This window comes from Robinsoniella sp., assembly GCF_034124845.1.
Genome location: NZ_JAWYAJ010000515.1, coordinates 1 through 16,012 on the forward strand (window position 1 = coordinate 1; position 16,012 = coordinate 16,012).

Consider the following 16,012-nt stretch of genomic DNA (forward strand, 5'->3'; position numbering starts at 1 on the left):
TCTCGACACCACGGGTATGAACCGTGTGCTCTAGCCAACTGAGCTATTCCGCCACAACGATACCCATTATATCGACTTCTTTCCCATTTGTCAACTGATTTTTGGAAATTTTTATAATTTTCGTGTAAATTCGTTAAATACGTTTCATAAGACTCAATTCAAGGATTCCCCTTCTATTCATCTTCCTTGAAAAGTATCTCATCTTTGTATACTAATCCCAGCTTGTCCCTGGCTACCTTTTCTGCATATTCTTTCGTCTGCATATAAGCTTTCATGTCTTCAATATCCTTGGAACGCTGCTCCTCTGCCTCTAACTGAGTCTGGAGCTGTGCCTCCCGTGCTGTATATATGGCATTTTTCTGCTTTATAGTATTACTTTGAACAAACAGTGTCACCAAAAGAACAAGCACCACCGCTGAGATGCAAACCATACCCCGGCGGTTGCTGCCTCTATCTCTTCTTTTTTTGCGCATATGACCCTTCCTTACTAATTTTTCCCCATTTTTTTCTACGTAATCTTATTTTACCCGCTTTTTTTCCAGATTTCAATGTTTTTACCAAATTCTTTCTTAAGAATTTTTTAAGTTTCGAAATAGGTCGGAATATGAAGCTGAATGCTGTCGAAACCCAGTGAAATATGAAATTTAATGCGGCGGAAACCCCCTTGACAATGTAACCGCTCACGCTTTCATGATATAAAATGACACCAAGCAAAATTCCGGCAATAGCAAAACCGCGAATAGCTCCATTATTTTTTTCATATATCATACAAAAAATGACGAAAGCAGTCACACACCAATAGAGAAAATCTTCCAATCCGGTAAGTATTGTTCCGTGTTTGAAGACCCTTCTTAAGATCCTCAGCAAATCATATGCAAATACCAGTAAAACCCCTGTGGCAATCGAAGTCAGAAAGAACCATGTTTCGTTTTGAATTACTTCACTCATAAGCGCCTACTTGAACAGCCTTCCAAGCAGAGAATCTCCCTGTTTCTTGGAATGTCCGTTTTCGGAATAAATCAGACTGTCTATCTTTCCTTCGATGTCTACTTCCCCTTTTTCCAGTGTTAACCGGTTCACATGCAGCTCTTTCCCTTTTATCTGTAAAGTTCCAAGATCCGTTTCTAATACCACCTCATTCTCATCAAAAGAAAGCACATCCGATACTCCACTGATGGTTCCTGTCTTTCTTCCACTCATGGTTACCTTATGTGCTCTTACAATCTGTTTTTCATCCATAGAATCACCCCGCCTGGCAATATCTCTTTTTAATATATTAGCCAAAACGGGGTTTTATACATCTTTTTCTGAAGCTTTTCTATTTAATTTTTTATGCCTGAAATCGTTAGGCAAAATCGGTCAGGAACCCCTTATGGATCTTACATCGGTCTACAAATAACGGTACAGTTCCTTCGCTTCATCCTTTTTCACTGTTTCCTGGACATCCAGTACCTCCACTTTGACAGCCTTCGTGCCAAACTGAATTTCAATGACATCCCCTTCCTTCACATTGGCGGAAGCTTTTGCCACTTTTTCATTGATTAGTACTCTTCCCGCATCACAGGCTTCATTCGCTACCGTTCTGCGCTTGATCAGCCTGGATACTTTTAAAAATTTATCTAGTCTCATAATTACACCTCACGCATACCTTAGAGAGGTCTGCAAGGTCCCCTTTCTACTGGAATATATCAAGCAAAAAGGGGAACCGAAGTCCCCCTAATCTTATCTTTTCTGAATTATTCGTTGATCAAATCCTTTAATGCTTTTCCTGCTTTGAACTTAGGTGCTTTCGATGCATTAATTGTCATTGTCTCGCCGGTCTGAGGATTTCTTCCTTCTCTAGCTGCTCTTTCAGACACTTCAAATGTACCAAAGCCAACTAACTGGATCTTTTCACCTTTCTTTAATTCTTCAGCAACAACATCCGTAAATGCTTTTAATGCCTTTTCCGCATCTTTTTTGGATAATTCTGTCTTTTCAGCAATTGCTGCAACTAATTCTGTTTTGTTCATGGAATAATTCCTCCTCTGATTTCTCTTATTGTTCTATACAGAATATATTTATATTTTCGAACTCTATAACTCGCCTTGCAAGTAAGTCCTTATGTCTATTTATAAACTCTCGTACAGATTTTGTCAAGGAATTTCCGCTATTTATTGGCGTTTTCATCAAGAATTAAGAATTTATTCACAACAAATATTGTGCCATTTCCGCTTTCGCTTTTGTCAAGGCTCTTTTTTGAATTTCTTCTGTTTCTATTGATTTTCCTTGTTTTTCCATTTTTTTAATATCTTCCCATTTTACAAGGACTTCCGCCGAAGTTCCGGCATTTTCACTTGCAAATACATGAGGGTGCCGGCGAATCATTTTTTCCCCTGCACGCTGAATTACATCTTCTATGGAAAACAATCCTTCTTCCGATGCAATCTGGGTATGTAATACCACCTGCAGCAGCAAATCCCCCAATTCTTCACAGAGGTTTTCACTGTCGCCTGTTTCATTATAGATATCTATTGCCGCAAGCACCTCTGCAGACTCATTAATCAGGCAGGACTTCAGACTGTCATGGGTTTGTTCCCGATCCCAGGGACAGCCATCCTTGCTCCGCAGACGGGCAATAATTCTACAATAGTCATCAAAACTGTACTGCTTGTCCATTTTAGAGCATCTCCTGAATCATAGCCAGTACTTTTTCACCCAGCGCTGCTGACTTCGTGTCTGCATCTTCCAGAGAAGTACCTTTTACGCCATAGTAGAATTTTACTTTTGGTTCGGTACCGGAAGGTCTTACGCAAAGCCATGCATCGTCATTTAAATCGTAATAGAGAACGTTGGAGTTAGGCAGGCCTGTAGGCGTAACTTCCCCGGTTTCCATATTCTTAATCGTATCTTTTTTGTAATCTCTTGCGGAGAGCACTTTGTAATCTCCAATCTGAGCCGGAGGATCATTGCGCAGCGTCTCCAGGATTTCCTGAATTTTGGCAAGTCCTTCTATTCCTTTTAAGGTAATGGACTTAATATCATCTTTGTAATAGCCGTATTTCTCATACATATCAATCATGGCATCCCAGAGAGTCTTACCCTGGCTCTTATAATATGCTGCGGCTTCACACAGTGCCATTGTTGCAACAATAGCATCTTTATCTCTGGCATGAGTTCCAATCAGACAGCCATAGCTCTCTTCAAAACCAAACAGATAGGTTCCTTTTCCACTGTTTTCAAATCCAAGGATCTGCTGCCCGATAAATTTAAACCCGGTAAGCACTTCGATAAATTTCACACCGTATGCCTTTGCAATTGCAGCTGCCATGTTCGTTGTAACAATGGTACTGATCAGGGCTCCATCTTCCGGAAGTCCTTTTTCGGCTGCTCTCTGTCCAATTTCATAGTCTGCCAGGAGGCATCCGGACATATTGCCGGTAAGCGTGATATATTCACCTGTTTTCTCATCTTTTACATAGACCCCCAGACGGTCAGCATCCGGGTCGGTAGCCAGCACCAGATCGGCATCCACCTCTTTGGCAAGCTTTAATCCCAGTTCGAATGCCTCTTTTGCCTCCGGATTCGGATAGCTTACTGTGGGGAATTCTCCATCCGGCAATTCCTGCTCTTTTACCACATATACATTTTCAAAACCAAGCTCTTTTAATACTCTTCTCGCAGGAATATTTCCGGTTCCATGAAGAGGGCTGTATACAATTTTCAGATTCTTCTGTTCCGCTTTAATGGCATCCCAGTGGATAACCTGGCTTTTCAGTTCTTCCATATAAGCATCGTCAATATCTTGTCCGATTACAATATAAAGTCCTGCAGCTTTTGCTGCTTCTTTATCCATGGTTTTCACTGTACTGTAATCCGTAACCTTCTTTACCTCGTCCATGATTCCGGTATCATGCGGCGGCGTAATCTGTGCGCCGTCTTCCCAGTATACCTTATAACCATTATACTCCGGCGGATTGTGGCTGGCTGTAATATTAATACCCGCAATACAGGAAAGTTTACGAACTGCATAGGAAAGCTCCGGCGTCGGTCTTAAGGATTCAAAAACAAAAGCCTTAATTCCGTTTGCAGCAAGGCAAAGTGCTGCTTCATCTGCAAACTCGGGAGACATTCTCCTGGAATCGTATGCAATCGCAACACCTTTTTCTTTGCCGCCAACGCTTGCTATGTAGTTAGCCAGACCCTGTGTAGCCTTTCGTACTGTATATACATTCATTCTGTTCGTTCCGGCACCTATAATACCACGAAGTCCGGCTGTTCCGAACTCGAGATCTGCATAAAAACGCTCTTTTATTTCATTTTCATCATTTGCAATCCCTTTTAATTCCTCTTTCGTGGCTTCATCAAAGTATGGATTGCTCAGCCATCCTTCGTAAATACTCTTATAATCCATTGTACTACCTCCTGCCTAAGTTTATAATATACAGACGCTTTTCCACGTTAACGGTTGAAAATTGTCTCTGGGTACATTATATAATAGAAACAGGAAAAAAGGAATAATTATTCAAGTATTTTTAAGAAACAATTTCGCTGATCCTGCTGATTCATCAGGATATCCAGCTTTTCGACATTTTTCTGCGGGATCCATGCTTTATTCATGTTGTAGTACTGGTTTGCAAGTTTCCAGAACTTCTCGGGATAATACAGCCGGAGCATCAGATGCTCCATTTCCATATCTGAAATCCGCCTGACACTTCCGTATTCCCCCAGCATTTTCATTCCCAGGGCAATATTCCAATCCTGTTTTTCAAGGATTTTCCGCAGGAATTGATACAGATCTGATATGGGGATATCGTAGCGGCACTTATCAAAATTCGTAGTTGCCACACCATCACGTCCAATTAATATCTGATGCTGATTGTAGCTGCCATGTATTAACTGACCTTTTTTGAGAGACTCCTGACGCAGTTTCTCATAAGAAGATTCCTTAATGCGCCGGACAGAATCCTCAGCCTGTTCAAAAAATACAGGAAAGCTTTCCAAAAACTTGGATTCAAAAGCATTTTTACCTCTTCTGCTGCGCATAAAGGCACGTACCTTTTTTAATTCCTGATTATGGCGTTCCAGTTCCGCTGCCAGGTCACCGCCCTGGTATACCATGTCCTCATCCGTTCCCTCCATGCGCATTACCTTATGAATCATTGCCAGATTCTTAATGGCAATTGTAATATCTTCTTCATTTTTTGTGTCGCATTCTTTTCCTTCAAACCAATCCTTAACGACATACCCATTCTCATCTCTGTCATAAGAAACCAGGTTTCCCTCCATATTTTCCAATATGTAGTCTACATTTGAAACACCGTTCTCCTTCAGCAAAGCCAGGACCTTATTCTGGAAGGCAAGTCTTTTTGCCGAACCGGAAAACTCCGTTAAGAGCTTCTTTCCCTTATCTGTCTCACAGATATAGGAGCCACGGCCTCTCCTGGTAGCGGCCACCTTTAAGTCATACTGTTCTAATACTTTTAAACCTCTGTCGTTCACTCCAATCCCCCCAATCCCTTACTCCCTCTATCTTATGCGGGGGTATTCTAAAATATGAAGGAGTGAATCTGAAAAATACGCAGAGCATGTTTGAAACTTTCTAACTGCTTTTTAAAGCCCGATCCAGAGCGATTTTTAACAGTTCTTCTTTATTATTTTTCTCAGGGTCATCCAGAACAACCTCCAGTAGTTGCTGCAGGCATGTCCCAAGCTCTTTCCCCGGCTTCATTCCCGCCTGAATCAGATCTCTTCCGGTAACCTCCAGATCCTTTAAGGACAGGCACTGTTTTTCTTCCAGAATCCTATGATAAAGTTCCTCAATTCTCTTAAGGTCACTCAGTTTCTCTGCCTGCTGATAAGCGCTCTGCGCCAGGACATCCGCCCTTTGTACCTCTAACAGCTTCGGGAATAGATCTTCCCCAATTTTATATATCGCTTTTCTGACACTTCTCGCATTTGTACCGGGGTGGTAATCGTGGTATTTTACCAGTTTTTCCACCTGGTATAAGGTTTCATTATCCAATTTCAGACGTTTCAGAAAATCTTTCGCCATCTGACTGCTTACTTCTGCATGTACGTAAAAATGATCGGTTCCGGACTCATCCGTAGTTCTGGTTGCCGCTTTACCAAAATCATGGCACAATACGCTAAGACGCAGAACCTTATCTGCCCGCACCTCCTGCAAAGCCTTCAGGGTATGTTCTCCCACGTTTAAAATATGATGGGGATTATTCTGAGGGGTTTCCATCATGCGGTCAAATTCCGGAAGGATCACCGCGGTAATCCCAGCCTCCCAGGCAAGGCGCAGAGTCTCCGGGTGAGGGGACACGATGAGCTTTAACAACTCCGTCTGAATCCGCTCTGCGCTGATATGGCTCAGATGAGGTGCAAGCCTGCGTATCGCAGAAAACGTCTTCTCTTCAATCTGAAATCCCAGCTGCGCCGCAAAACGCACTGCACGCAGTATCCGAAGTGCGTCTTCACTGAATCTTTCCTCAGGATTTCCTACACAGCGGATAATCCCGTGCTTTAGATCCAATACACCGTCAAATTCGTCTACCAGACCCCGTTTTTCACTATAAGCCATAGCATTAATGGTAAAATCACGGCGCTTTAAATCTTCTGTCAGATTGGAAGTAAAGCAGACTTCCCTGGGATGCCTGCTGTCCTCATACTCGCCATCTATCCGATATGTGGTTACTTCAAACCCTTCCCGGTCCAATAAGACCGTCACGGTTCCGTGCTGGATTCCCGTATCCACCGTTCTCTTAAAGAGCTCTTTAACCTGCTCCGGTTTCGCAGAAGTAGTGATATCCCAGTCATCCGGATTACGAAAAAGGAGAGCGTCTCTGACGCACCCCCCTACAGCAAACCCCTCATATCCATTTTCTTCTAATTTTTCTATAATTGTTTTCACCTGTTCAGGCAGTGTAATCTTCATAGTGTACCTCCAAACATACTCTAGTGCCTTACCCCCCGGATGCCGAAACACAAATTATCTCAGCATAAAAAATAATAATACGATGATACCAAGTACGATCCGGTACCAGCCGAATACTTTAAAGTCATTTTTCTTGATATAGCTGAGCAGGAACTTAATCACGATAATGGAAGAAACAAATGCAACCACCATACCTATTAATAATATAGCAAGTTCCGCTCCTGTAAAATTAAATCCGAATTTTACAATTTTCAAAAGACTGGCTCCAGCCATAACCGGTATTGCCAGGAAGAATGTAAATTCTGCCGCTACGGTTCTGGATAATCCAACCAGGATCCCTCCCAGAATCGTCGCTCCGGAACGGGATGTGCCGGGAAAAATTGCTGCGATCAGCTGAAAGATGCCAATCCAGACCGCAGTTGTATAAGTAATCTCTGCAAGAGAATTAATCTTAGGGCTTATGTGTTTGTTCCTGTTTTCAATTACGATAAACAAGATACCAAAGACGATCAATGCAATGGCTACTGTCTGATAATTGTAAAACCATTCATCAAACTGCTCTTCAAACAGAAGACCTACGACTGCCGCCGGCACACATGCAACTAAAATCTTAAACCACATTACAAAGGTATCTTTTTTAATAAAATATTGTTCCTTTGTTGAGAAGGGCCAGATTTTATTCCAGAATAGTACGACTACCGCCAGAATGGCGCCTAACTGAATTACCACCAGGAACATTGACAAAAACTCTTTGGAAACATTCAGTTTCACAAGTTCATCCAGAATGATCATATGTCCGGTACTGCTGATTGGAAGCCACTCCGTGATTCCTTCCACAATACCAAACAACACCGCTTTTAAAATTTCTACTATATCCATAATCCTCTCCTTTGCTTTCAGAGCTTATATTGAGTTCTATCCATCTGTCCGCCAGGGAAAGTTCAAACAGGTTAAAAAGCGTGTTTCAAAGCTTCCATGTCATAAATCTGCCAGCCGGACGACGAACGTTGATAGTATAACATAATTTATGAGCCTGCGTCCTTATAAAATTCTTATTTTTTACTGATTCTTCCATTCTTAAATAACAGAAAAATAATCTTACGTATGGAACGTTTCGTATCTTTGTCCAGATGCTTAAAGGTACTCAGCATCGCCAGGGTACTTTTATACCATTCTTCTGTAAGCTCAATCAAAGTAGACGCCTCTGCACCTTTAATGATCTCAAACAAAGAATTTACAAATACCTGTCTCTGATTGGCTGGAATATCACAGATCCATTTATTAAAAGCTTCGTCTTTGTAAAGGGATGTCTTATAGATCTCTTCCGCATAATCAAAATCTCCATCTTTGATCACCCAGGTAAATGGATCATGCTGCAGTGCTCCGGTTCCGGAGCTCTTTACGACTTTGTAGTCAATTTTATTCTGAAACATCATTCCCACAAAGGATTTCTCCGGTACAATTTTCTGAATCCGGTCCGCAACAGCCAAATACCCCTCTTTTTTATATACATCATCCCGAAAACCAGGACCGTCAAAGCAGTCTATTTTAAAAATCCGTTTCTGAATATCCTCCCGGCACTCCATTCCTGCATACATTGCCACATTCCCCCCCTTGGAATGGCCTCCCAGGACAATTCTTCCTTCCCACAAATCCCCCGCCTTTTCCAGATAACGCAGCGCCGCCACCTGAGTGGGAATGGGACTCATAAATGCCATATTAAAATCTTCCTTCCATCCCACGATGGACTCATCTGTCCCCCGGTACGCAATGTAAATCCAGTCTCCCATGAAGAATGTAACCGCCGAAAACTGCATTTCCATATCTTCATCCAGAATATCCATAAAATAGTTCATAGAAATATCCCGGAACCTGGGACTGTTGTACAGCGCTACATAAAAAGCCCGGTACTGCTCTTCAAATCTGGTATCTCCATACAGATGTTCATACTGAGGATGCCGGCGCAGGCTTTTGATGAAAACAGGGCGCTTTCCCTCTTCTAAGCCTCCCACAATCGTATCCAGTTTAAAATAGGATAGCTGGCACAATATTAAACTGTCTACCAGGTTAAATTCTTTTTCCTGAAAAGTCAGATGACCATACTCTTTCAAATAACTGATCGTATTATCCTTAATATTCATCTTTGCCTGCTCCCTTCTTCCGAATTTCTGTAAAAATTGCTTTCCTGCATGGTTATAACTATTCTATTGTTGTTTTAAAACAATAAGTTGATCAACCCTAAAATAAATCCAATCAGCGCTCCAAGATTTACATTTGCATTCAATTCTTTTTTCATTATGGACATTAGCAGTTCTTCTACTTCCAGTACGTCCATCTCATTGATTTTCTCCTGTACAATCCCGGAAATATTAATATTCTCCATCATATCTCCCAGTTTTTCTTCCACCAGGTTTTCATATGCTTCTACCGCATAGGCTCTGACCGGGACATCAGAGTCCTTTACCATGGTTACCATTCTGCCAATCGTAACCTCATTTACCTTTTTGGCAATCGGCTCCCGGAAATTCTCCAGCATCTTTTCATTTACCATCATAGCCAGAAAACTGCCCTGTACCGATTCCAGTATTCCTTTGATTACCTCTCCTGCCACACTGCTGCCAATTTCATCTGAAATCTGCCCCAGCTGCATTTCATTTTCACTTTGTACCTCAATGATACCCTCCAGGGCATCTCCCACTTTTGATTTCATTTTGTCAGAAAGCAGTACACCTTCCATTGTCTCCTTAGTCAGCAGCTGCTTTCCAACTGCTGCCCCTATGGCCTTCGCCAGGCGTTCCTTTCCTTTTGGAATAATACCCGGTGTAAATGGAAGAGTAAACTTTCCTATTTTAACCGGATGCAGCGGACGAAACATCATCTTAACTGCAATATAATTTGTACAATACCCAATCACCGCCCCGATCACCGGTCCTGCTATCATTCGTATTTCAAACATTTTATAACCCTCTCTTCTATATAAATTATGTACCAAAAAAATAATTTCAACACTTTTTCTTTCATCCTAAATTATATCGGAAATAAAGTCAAGGGTGATCTTATCCGGATCATATTGCGCGCTCCATTACCTGGTTTTTCGCCATACTGGGAATTCATACTAAATTTATTTTTAATGCAACAATTCCCCTTTTATATTACACTATATCTATGAACTACATGTAGAACAACAGAACCCGCAGCCGCGGTTCTGTGGAAAAGGGGTGAGGTTATGGCAGATTATGCCGAACTGGCATCTAAAGCGAAGCTTGGCCAAGCAGATGCCTTTGCGCAGTTATATGAAATAGTATATCAGGATTTATACCGGTTTGCTCTGTACACATTGAAGAATGGCCATGACGCAGAGGATGTGGTCAGTGATACCATTATGGATGCATATTTGGAAATAGGCTCCCTGCGGGATGCCGGCGCATTCAAAGCATGGCTTTTCCGTATCCTTGCAAATAAATGCAAAAAGCGTTTGAAACAGTACATACAGAAAACAGCGGAATTGACCGAAGATTTTGCCGGCAGTGAACGGGATGTTTGCGAGGATATGGATGTGCGCAGAGCATTTGCAGCCCTGAACGACGAAGAACGTCTCATTCTTGCCCTGAATTTATTTGGCGGTTACAGCAGCCGGGAGATTGGTAATACACTTTTGCTAAGTCCGAACACGGTGCGTTCCAAACAAAGCCGGGCACTGAAGAAAATGGAAAACATGCTTACCCAATAATCCCAAATGAAAGGAGTGTCTTATTATGGATGAAAAAGACCTTTTAAATAGAATTAAGAAATCAGCAGATTCGGTGCAGCCGCCAACATCGCTGAATCCGGATCAGATCCAAGACCGGCTGGAACATGTGACTCCTCCACTGGACACCGGAAAGAAGAAGAAGTTCCCGATTTACCGGATCGGCGCTGCGGCGGCTGTCTTACTGATTGCCCTGGTTTGTGCATGGACCGTAAACCGCATCCCAAGCCAGCCTCAAAATGAAATGGCCGCTTCCAAAGATGAGGCTGGTGCAAAAAGCATGAATAAAAGTTTAACAGAAGCTGCTGGTGAACCGGAAAACAGCCCTGCTCCCTCTGATGACACCGGCAATGATGCGGTCATCACAGCACCCAATTCCTCACCGGACGGAAAAGTAGTTCCTGTCAGAAATTACGATGTCCTCTACAATACCTTGGCTGAACATTTTGGGGAACAGCCGAATGGCGTAACAAGTGAAGCAAAAGCCAGCGCAAGTGCAGGCACCGGAGGCTATATGGAGAGTGCCAAAGAAATGGCTGACGGACTTGCCGGAGGCAATGAAGAGTCCATGGCAATGGATACCGGTACTGCAGACAGCAGTGACTATTCTTCTACAAATATTCAGGAAACCGGAGTAGATGAAGGAGATGTGGTAAAAACAGACGGAAAGTACCTGTATATTTTAGGTAACGATAATAAACTTCATATTATCAGGGCAGACGGCAGCAAACTGGAGGAATCCGCTTCTGTTGATTTTAAAGATTTCGCAGAAACCATTGAAGAATTTTATATCAGCAAAGATACTTTAAATGTGATAACGACATCCTCTGCAACCACCATGCAAAGCGGATCCACCGCTTCTGACGGAAGTATCATAGAAGAGGACATAGCCTGGATCAATTCCGCAGATGCTAAAAAAGACATCTATTCCATTAACAGAAACCTGATTACTAAGTTATATACTTATGATATATCGGACCGGAGTGCTCCAAAACTCACCGGAACCACCACCCAGGACGGATATTATCAGACCAGCCGGAAAACAGGCGATTACATCTATCTATTTTCCGAATACACGCCAGTTATAAAAGAAACCAGAGAGGACAGCACGATTATTCCCAAGATAAATGGTACGAATCTTCCATCCTCAGATATTTACATTCCGGAATATTTAAATTCTTCAACGTATCTGATCGTTACCGCAATTGATACAAAATCTCCGGATAAAATACTGACCAAAAAGGCTATCGTCTCTGCTGCCTATCTCTATTATGTAAGCACAGAAAATATATATATCTGTACAAATGACTGGAACGGTACTACAACTACAACCCAAATTATGAAATTCAAATATGAAAATGGCAGTATCACACCCATAAGCGCAGCGGAAGCGAAAGGTTCGCTCAATAACTCCTTTTCACTGAATGAGCACAAAGGCTATCTGCGTATTGTGACAACCTCCTACAGCGAAAATACCGGGAACATAAATAACCTGTATATCTTTGACGAATCCCTGAACCCCTGCGGCAAACTTGAGAATCTGGCTCCCGGAGAGACAATACAGTCTGCACGTTTTATGGGTGATACCGGATACTTCGTCACCTTCAGGCAGATGGACCCCTTATTTTCCGTAGACCTCTCGGATCCGGGAAACCCGAAACTCCTGGGCGAACTAAAAATAACAGGATTCTCTTCCTACCTGCATTTCTATGGAAAAGATAAACTCCTGGGGATTGGATACGAAGTAGATCCGGACAGTGGAACTTATAAGGGAATGAAACTTTCGATGTTTGATCTTTCAGATCCATCCAATGTGAAAGAAATACACAAATATGTGATCCAGGATGCCAATGATTCCCAGGGTTTGGTCAATTACAAAGCAATTATGATCAATCCCGATAAAAATCTGTTTGGTTTCCACTGTCGTACCGACATTGATAATTATATGGTATTTTCATACGATCCCGAGAAAGGGTTCCAGAATAAACTGGTATATTCCTTCAAGGGCACGGAAGATTACAACCTGGCCATCAATAACGTCCGGGGCTTATATATCAATGATACCTTTTATCTGTCTTACGGCAAGGACACCCAAAATAATATCTTAAGCTTTGATATGAAGAACAGCTTCAGCCAGCTTGGGTCCTTTCAGACGAAATAAAAAAGTCCCTGCTTTCATCCCGGAAGCAGGGGCTTTCATTTACTTCTTGTAATTTATCCTTTTACACCACTGCTGGTTATTCCCTGAACAAAATACTTTTGGAAAGGAAGGAATAAAAATAATGGGATCAGTGCCGAAATCATGGAGCCAGCATACAGGCACGACCACAGGGTAGAACGTTCCTGTTGAAAGGAAGATAATGAAATCTGTATCGTCCGTATTTCTCTGGTTCTGGCAATCAGCAGCGGCCACAGGTAGGAATTCCATTGATCCATAAATATCATCAGCCCTGCCGTTATAAATACCGGTACGGAAAGCGGTATAATTATTTTGCAGAAGATGGCTGGCAGAGCTGCGCCATCCACTCTTGCCGCCTCAACCAGACTTGCCGGTATTTCCTTAAAGAATTGCACAAACAGAAACAGGACCAGTCCGCTGGCAATGCCGGGCAGAATAATTCCCATCCTGCTGTTTACCAGTCCCAGTTTGTCCGCTATGGAATACAGGGGCAGCGCAATTGCCTCAAACGGTATCATAAAGGAAAGCAGGATGATTCCAAATAAGACTTTCTTAAACCGGAAGTCAAATGCGGCAAAGGCAAACGCTGCAATACTGTTCACAATACATCCTAAAAATATGGATACCACCGTTACAAGCAGCGTATTTATAATAGGCTGCAGAAAGTTAAAATCCGTAAAAATCTTCACGTAAGCCTCTACCGTAAAGTTAACCGGAATCAGCGTATGAATGGAAAACGGCAGCGCATATTTATAAAGCTCATTATCATTTCGAAAAGAAGCGGATATCCCCCACAGCAGCGGAAACAGCGTCACCAGTACCACACAGGCGAGTCCCAGGTAGATTGCCGCATTTTTTATGATCTTTTTTTGTCTTCTGTTCATGCTGTCTTCCTCCTATTCTTCCTGCCTCCCTTTGCATCATCGTCCCGGTCTGATAAAATAAAGGACTGCAGACAGCAGATCAGTACAATGATAAGCAGAAGTACCGTTACTATTGCCGATGACCTGGGGCGGTCGATAAACTTGAATGCAGATTTATATGCCTCAAACATCAGTACATTTGTACTGTTCTCCGGACCACCGTTTGTAATCATCTGCATAGGTACAAACAGCAGGACATTTGCGGTGGTATTTGCGATAAACACAAATAGTAATACACGCTTAATCAGAGGAAGCGTGATCCTGGTCGTAGTCTTCATCCATCCTGCGCCGTCAATCCTGGCGGATTCATAGATGGATGTATCAATATTCTTAAGCCCTGCCAGGATAAACATCATCCAATATCCCACGCCTTTCCAGGTAGCTATAATCACAATACACCAAAGTGCCTGGCTTTTGCTGATCAGGAATCCCTGAGCCGGGATTCCTAATATACTCAATAAGCTGTTGAGAATACCATTATTCGGATTAAACATCATGTTCCATAAAATAGTGGCTACCGTCAGGGAAATAGTTACCGGAAGATAAAAAATGGTACGAAATATCCCAATACCCTTTATGGTAGAATTGGCGAGCATGGCTATGAGAAATGCCAGCAGCACCTGAAGCGGAATCATCACGATGTTAACTTTAACAGTCACCCATAGAGCATTCCAGAATACCGGATCCCTGAACAGTGCCAGGTACGTATGTATGGTAAATTTTGAATCGATAATAATTCCCTCCAGCAGCGTACTTATAATCGGGGATATTTTAAATATAAGTATAAGCACAAATGCAGGCAGTATCATAAGGTAAGGAATAAACCAGTATTTTTTAGTCAGATTAAACACGCTATCACCTCTGAACCTTCTATTTTTTGTATTTTTCCATGGCTGTATTGATTTGGGATACTGCGTTATCCAGAGCTGTCTTCACCTCGGTACCATTGCGTATATCCTCCCAGGTATTTGTTATAACGGTATCATACTCGGTATATCCCGGGGTAAGAGCCCTTGGAACCGCAGTATTTGCTGCTTCATATGCCGCTATTTTCATAATGCCGTCTGCATTTTCATCATTCAGAATTGCATCTACCGCTGCCTTTGCGGACGGAACGTCATGGTTGATGTCAAGCCACATATCATTTCCTTCTCCGATCGAGAGCCATTTGATAAAATAGGCAGCAAGATCCTTGTTCTGTGAATTTGCCGGAATTCCAAAATGCCAGCTTCCTGTTGAAGTTCCCACCTGGTCTTCATACCCTTCGAAAGCAGGGACCGGACAGTATCCATAATCTTTAAAATCCTTCTGCGCACAGTTTGCTTCGGTCCAGGTTCCCCCAACCATAAATACTACTTTGCCTGCTGTAAATGTATCGGTAACTTCATCCGCTGTAATACCCCTGAGTGATACGCCTTCGTTGTAAAGATTCTGATACCAGGTACATGCTTTTTCCCAGCTTTCATCATTAATGACACCATCCACCTTATAGCCGTCGTCTCCGATATTTTTGCCGCCCAGGCTGTTCGCCAGAGGATTCATCTGATAAGTTCTGCTTACCTGCTGGAACATCAGTCCTGCAATTCCATTATTACCATCCGGATCAACTGCCGCAAGGGTGTCTTTTGCCATTTTTTCTACCTGTTCCCAGGTCAGCCGGTTTTCCGTATCCGATTCCGGCATTTCAACTCCTGCCTGTTGAAGCAGCGCCTTGTTGTACCAGAGAAGCTGGGAAGAAGTGTTCATTGCTGGCGCATAAAACTTTCCGTCCCAGCTGCCCGCAGTTACAGCCGAGTCTATAAACTGACCTTTTTCTTCCTCTGTAAAATATTCATCCATAGGTGCCAGATAACCTCTGTCTGCATACCCGGCAACCATTGGTACGTCTACGCTTATCACATCATAATCAGAAGAACCTGATCCTACTTTTACCTCTATGACTTCAAATAAATCATTAAAAGAATACCACTCGGTCTTAACCGTTGCCCCTGTCTCTTCCTGGAACTTTTCAATAAGCGGTTTTGTCTGTCCCTCCCATGCGTTGTCACCCACACCCTGGGACACCCAGGTAATAGTCTGTCCTTCAAAAGGCTTTTCTGCATGGGAAGTCCCTGACTTTTCCCCGCCGTTCTCAGATTCAGCAGAGTTCTCCCTGCCGCTCTGCGGCTCGTCCGCTTTTTCTGCACTGCTCTGGGATTCACCAGAATTTTCTACCCCTGCACTTGCGGTATCCTGAGCTT

General features: G+C 42.7%; 17 protein-coding genes. 2 read left to right on the top strand and 15 right to left on the bottom strand.

Features of this window, described 5'->3' with window-relative positions:
* Positions 1-173 precede the first annotated feature (173 nt).
* The 12 genes from ACH2DQ_RS25385 to ACH2DQ_RS25440 all read right to left on the bottom strand — a co-directional run bounded on the left by ACH2DQ_RS25385 (position 174) and on the right by ACH2DQ_RS25440 (position 9,878).
* Entirely contained in the window at positions 174-473 is a 300-nt protein-coding gene (locus tag ACH2DQ_RS25385) for a septum formation initiator family protein (RefSeq protein WP_394911097.1), read from the bottom strand.
* Positions 451-948, bottom strand: coding sequence for a spore cortex biosynthesis protein YabQ (gene yabQ, locus ACH2DQ_RS25390; protein WP_394911096.1), 498 nt, complete (start codon positions 946-948; stop codon positions 451-453). Before yabQ ends, ACH2DQ_RS25385 begins: the two co-directional genes overlap by 23 nt.
* 6 nt (positions 949-954) lie before the next feature.
* Positions 955-1,239 (bottom strand): sporulation protein YabP, encoded by a 285-nt coding sequence (gene yabP / locus ACH2DQ_RS25395; RefSeq protein ID WP_027295017.1) that lies wholly within the window; start codon positions 1,237-1,239, stop codon positions 955-957.
* Between the two features lie 150 nt (positions 1,240-1,389).
* Positions 1,390-1,629 carry an RNA-binding S4 domain-containing protein gene (locus tag ACH2DQ_RS25400; RefSeq protein ID WP_394911095.1) on the bottom strand — a complete coding sequence of 80 codons (240 nt, stop codon included), beginning with the start codon at positions 1,627-1,629 and terminating at the stop codon, positions 1,390-1,392.
* A 107-nt stretch (positions 1,630-1,736) separates the two neighbouring features.
* Positions 1,737-2,012: an HU family DNA-binding protein gene (locus ACH2DQ_RS25405; protein ID WP_027295019.1), complete on the bottom strand. Its 276-nt coding sequence runs from the start codon at positions 2,010-2,012 to the stop codon at positions 1,737-1,739.
* Between the two features lie 175 nt (positions 2,013-2,187).
* Positions 2,188-2,658, bottom strand: a complete 471-nt coding sequence (locus ACH2DQ_RS25410) for a MazG family protein (protein WP_394911094.1) — start codon at positions 2,656-2,658, stop codon at positions 2,188-2,190.
* 1 nt (position 2,659) lies between these two features.
* On the bottom strand, positions 2,660-4,393 hold the full coding sequence (locus tag ACH2DQ_RS25415) for a phospho-sugar mutase (RefSeq protein ID WP_394911093.1): 1,734 nt from the start codon (positions 4,391-4,393) through the stop codon (positions 2,660-2,662).
* A 107-nt stretch (positions 4,394-4,500) separates the two neighbouring features.
* A complete protein-coding gene (locus ACH2DQ_RS25420; protein ID WP_394911092.1) occupies positions 4,501-5,481 on the bottom strand; it encodes a CotS family spore coat protein in 981 nt (326 codons plus the stop codon).
* Positions 5,482-5,581: 100 nt separating this feature from the next.
* Positions 5,582-6,922 carry a CCA tRNA nucleotidyltransferase gene (locus tag ACH2DQ_RS25425; RefSeq protein WP_394911091.1) on the bottom strand — a complete coding sequence of 447 codons (1,341 nt, stop codon included), beginning with the start codon at positions 6,920-6,922 and terminating at the stop codon, positions 5,582-5,584.
* Positions 6,923-6,976: 54 nt separating this feature from the next.
* Positions 6,977-7,801, bottom strand: coding sequence for an undecaprenyl-diphosphate phosphatase (locus ACH2DQ_RS25430; protein ID WP_394911090.1), 825 nt, complete (start codon positions 7,799-7,801; stop codon positions 6,977-6,979).
* A gap of 173 nt (positions 7,802-7,974) precedes the next feature.
* On the bottom strand, positions 7,975-9,063 hold the full coding sequence (locus ACH2DQ_RS25435) for a DUF2974 domain-containing protein (RefSeq protein ID WP_395028621.1): 1,089 nt from the start codon (positions 9,061-9,063) through the stop codon (positions 7,975-7,977).
* A 74-nt stretch (positions 9,064-9,137) separates the two neighbouring features.
* Positions 9,138-9,878 carry a DUF445 domain-containing protein gene (locus ACH2DQ_RS25440; protein ID WP_394911088.1) on the bottom strand — a complete coding sequence of 247 codons (741 nt, stop codon included), beginning with the start codon at positions 9,876-9,878 and terminating at the stop codon, positions 9,138-9,140.
* Between the two features lie 270 nt (positions 9,879-10,148).
* On the opposite strand from ACH2DQ_RS25440, the gene ACH2DQ_RS25445 reads away from it, so the two are divergent.
* Both ACH2DQ_RS25445 and ACH2DQ_RS25450 read left to right on the top strand, forming a co-directional pair.
* Complete coding sequence (locus tag ACH2DQ_RS25445) at positions 10,149-10,652, top strand: RNA polymerase sigma factor (RefSeq protein WP_394911087.1); 504 nt, start codon at positions 10,149-10,151, stop codon at positions 10,650-10,652.
* A 25-nt stretch (positions 10,653-10,677) separates the two neighbouring features.
* On the top strand, positions 10,678-12,831 hold the full coding sequence (locus ACH2DQ_RS25450) for a beta-propeller domain-containing protein (RefSeq protein ID WP_394911086.1): 2,154 nt from the start codon (positions 10,678-10,680) through the stop codon (positions 12,829-12,831).
* A 53-nt stretch (positions 12,832-12,884) separates the two neighbouring features.
* Here the strand turns inward: ACH2DQ_RS25450 and ACH2DQ_RS25455 are convergent, their stop codons facing one another.
* The 3 genes from ACH2DQ_RS25455 to ACH2DQ_RS25465 all read right to left on the bottom strand — a co-directional run.
* Positions 12,885-13,733: a carbohydrate ABC transporter permease gene (locus tag ACH2DQ_RS25455; protein ID WP_394911085.1), complete on the bottom strand. Its 849-nt coding sequence runs from the start codon at positions 13,731-13,733 to the stop codon at positions 12,885-12,887.
* The gene (locus tag ACH2DQ_RS25460) at positions 13,730-14,623 is read right to left on the bottom strand and encodes a carbohydrate ABC transporter permease (RefSeq protein ID WP_394911084.1); all 894 of its coding nucleotides are present in this window, start codon (positions 14,621-14,623) and stop codon (positions 13,730-13,732) included. The genes ACH2DQ_RS25455 and ACH2DQ_RS25460 overlap by 4 nt, the downstream gene beginning before the upstream one ends.
* 19 nt (positions 14,624-14,642) lie before the next feature.
* A partial coding sequence (locus ACH2DQ_RS25465) for an extracellular solute-binding protein (RefSeq protein WP_395028622.1) occupies positions 14,643-16,012 on the bottom strand: 1,370 nt, incomplete at its 5' end.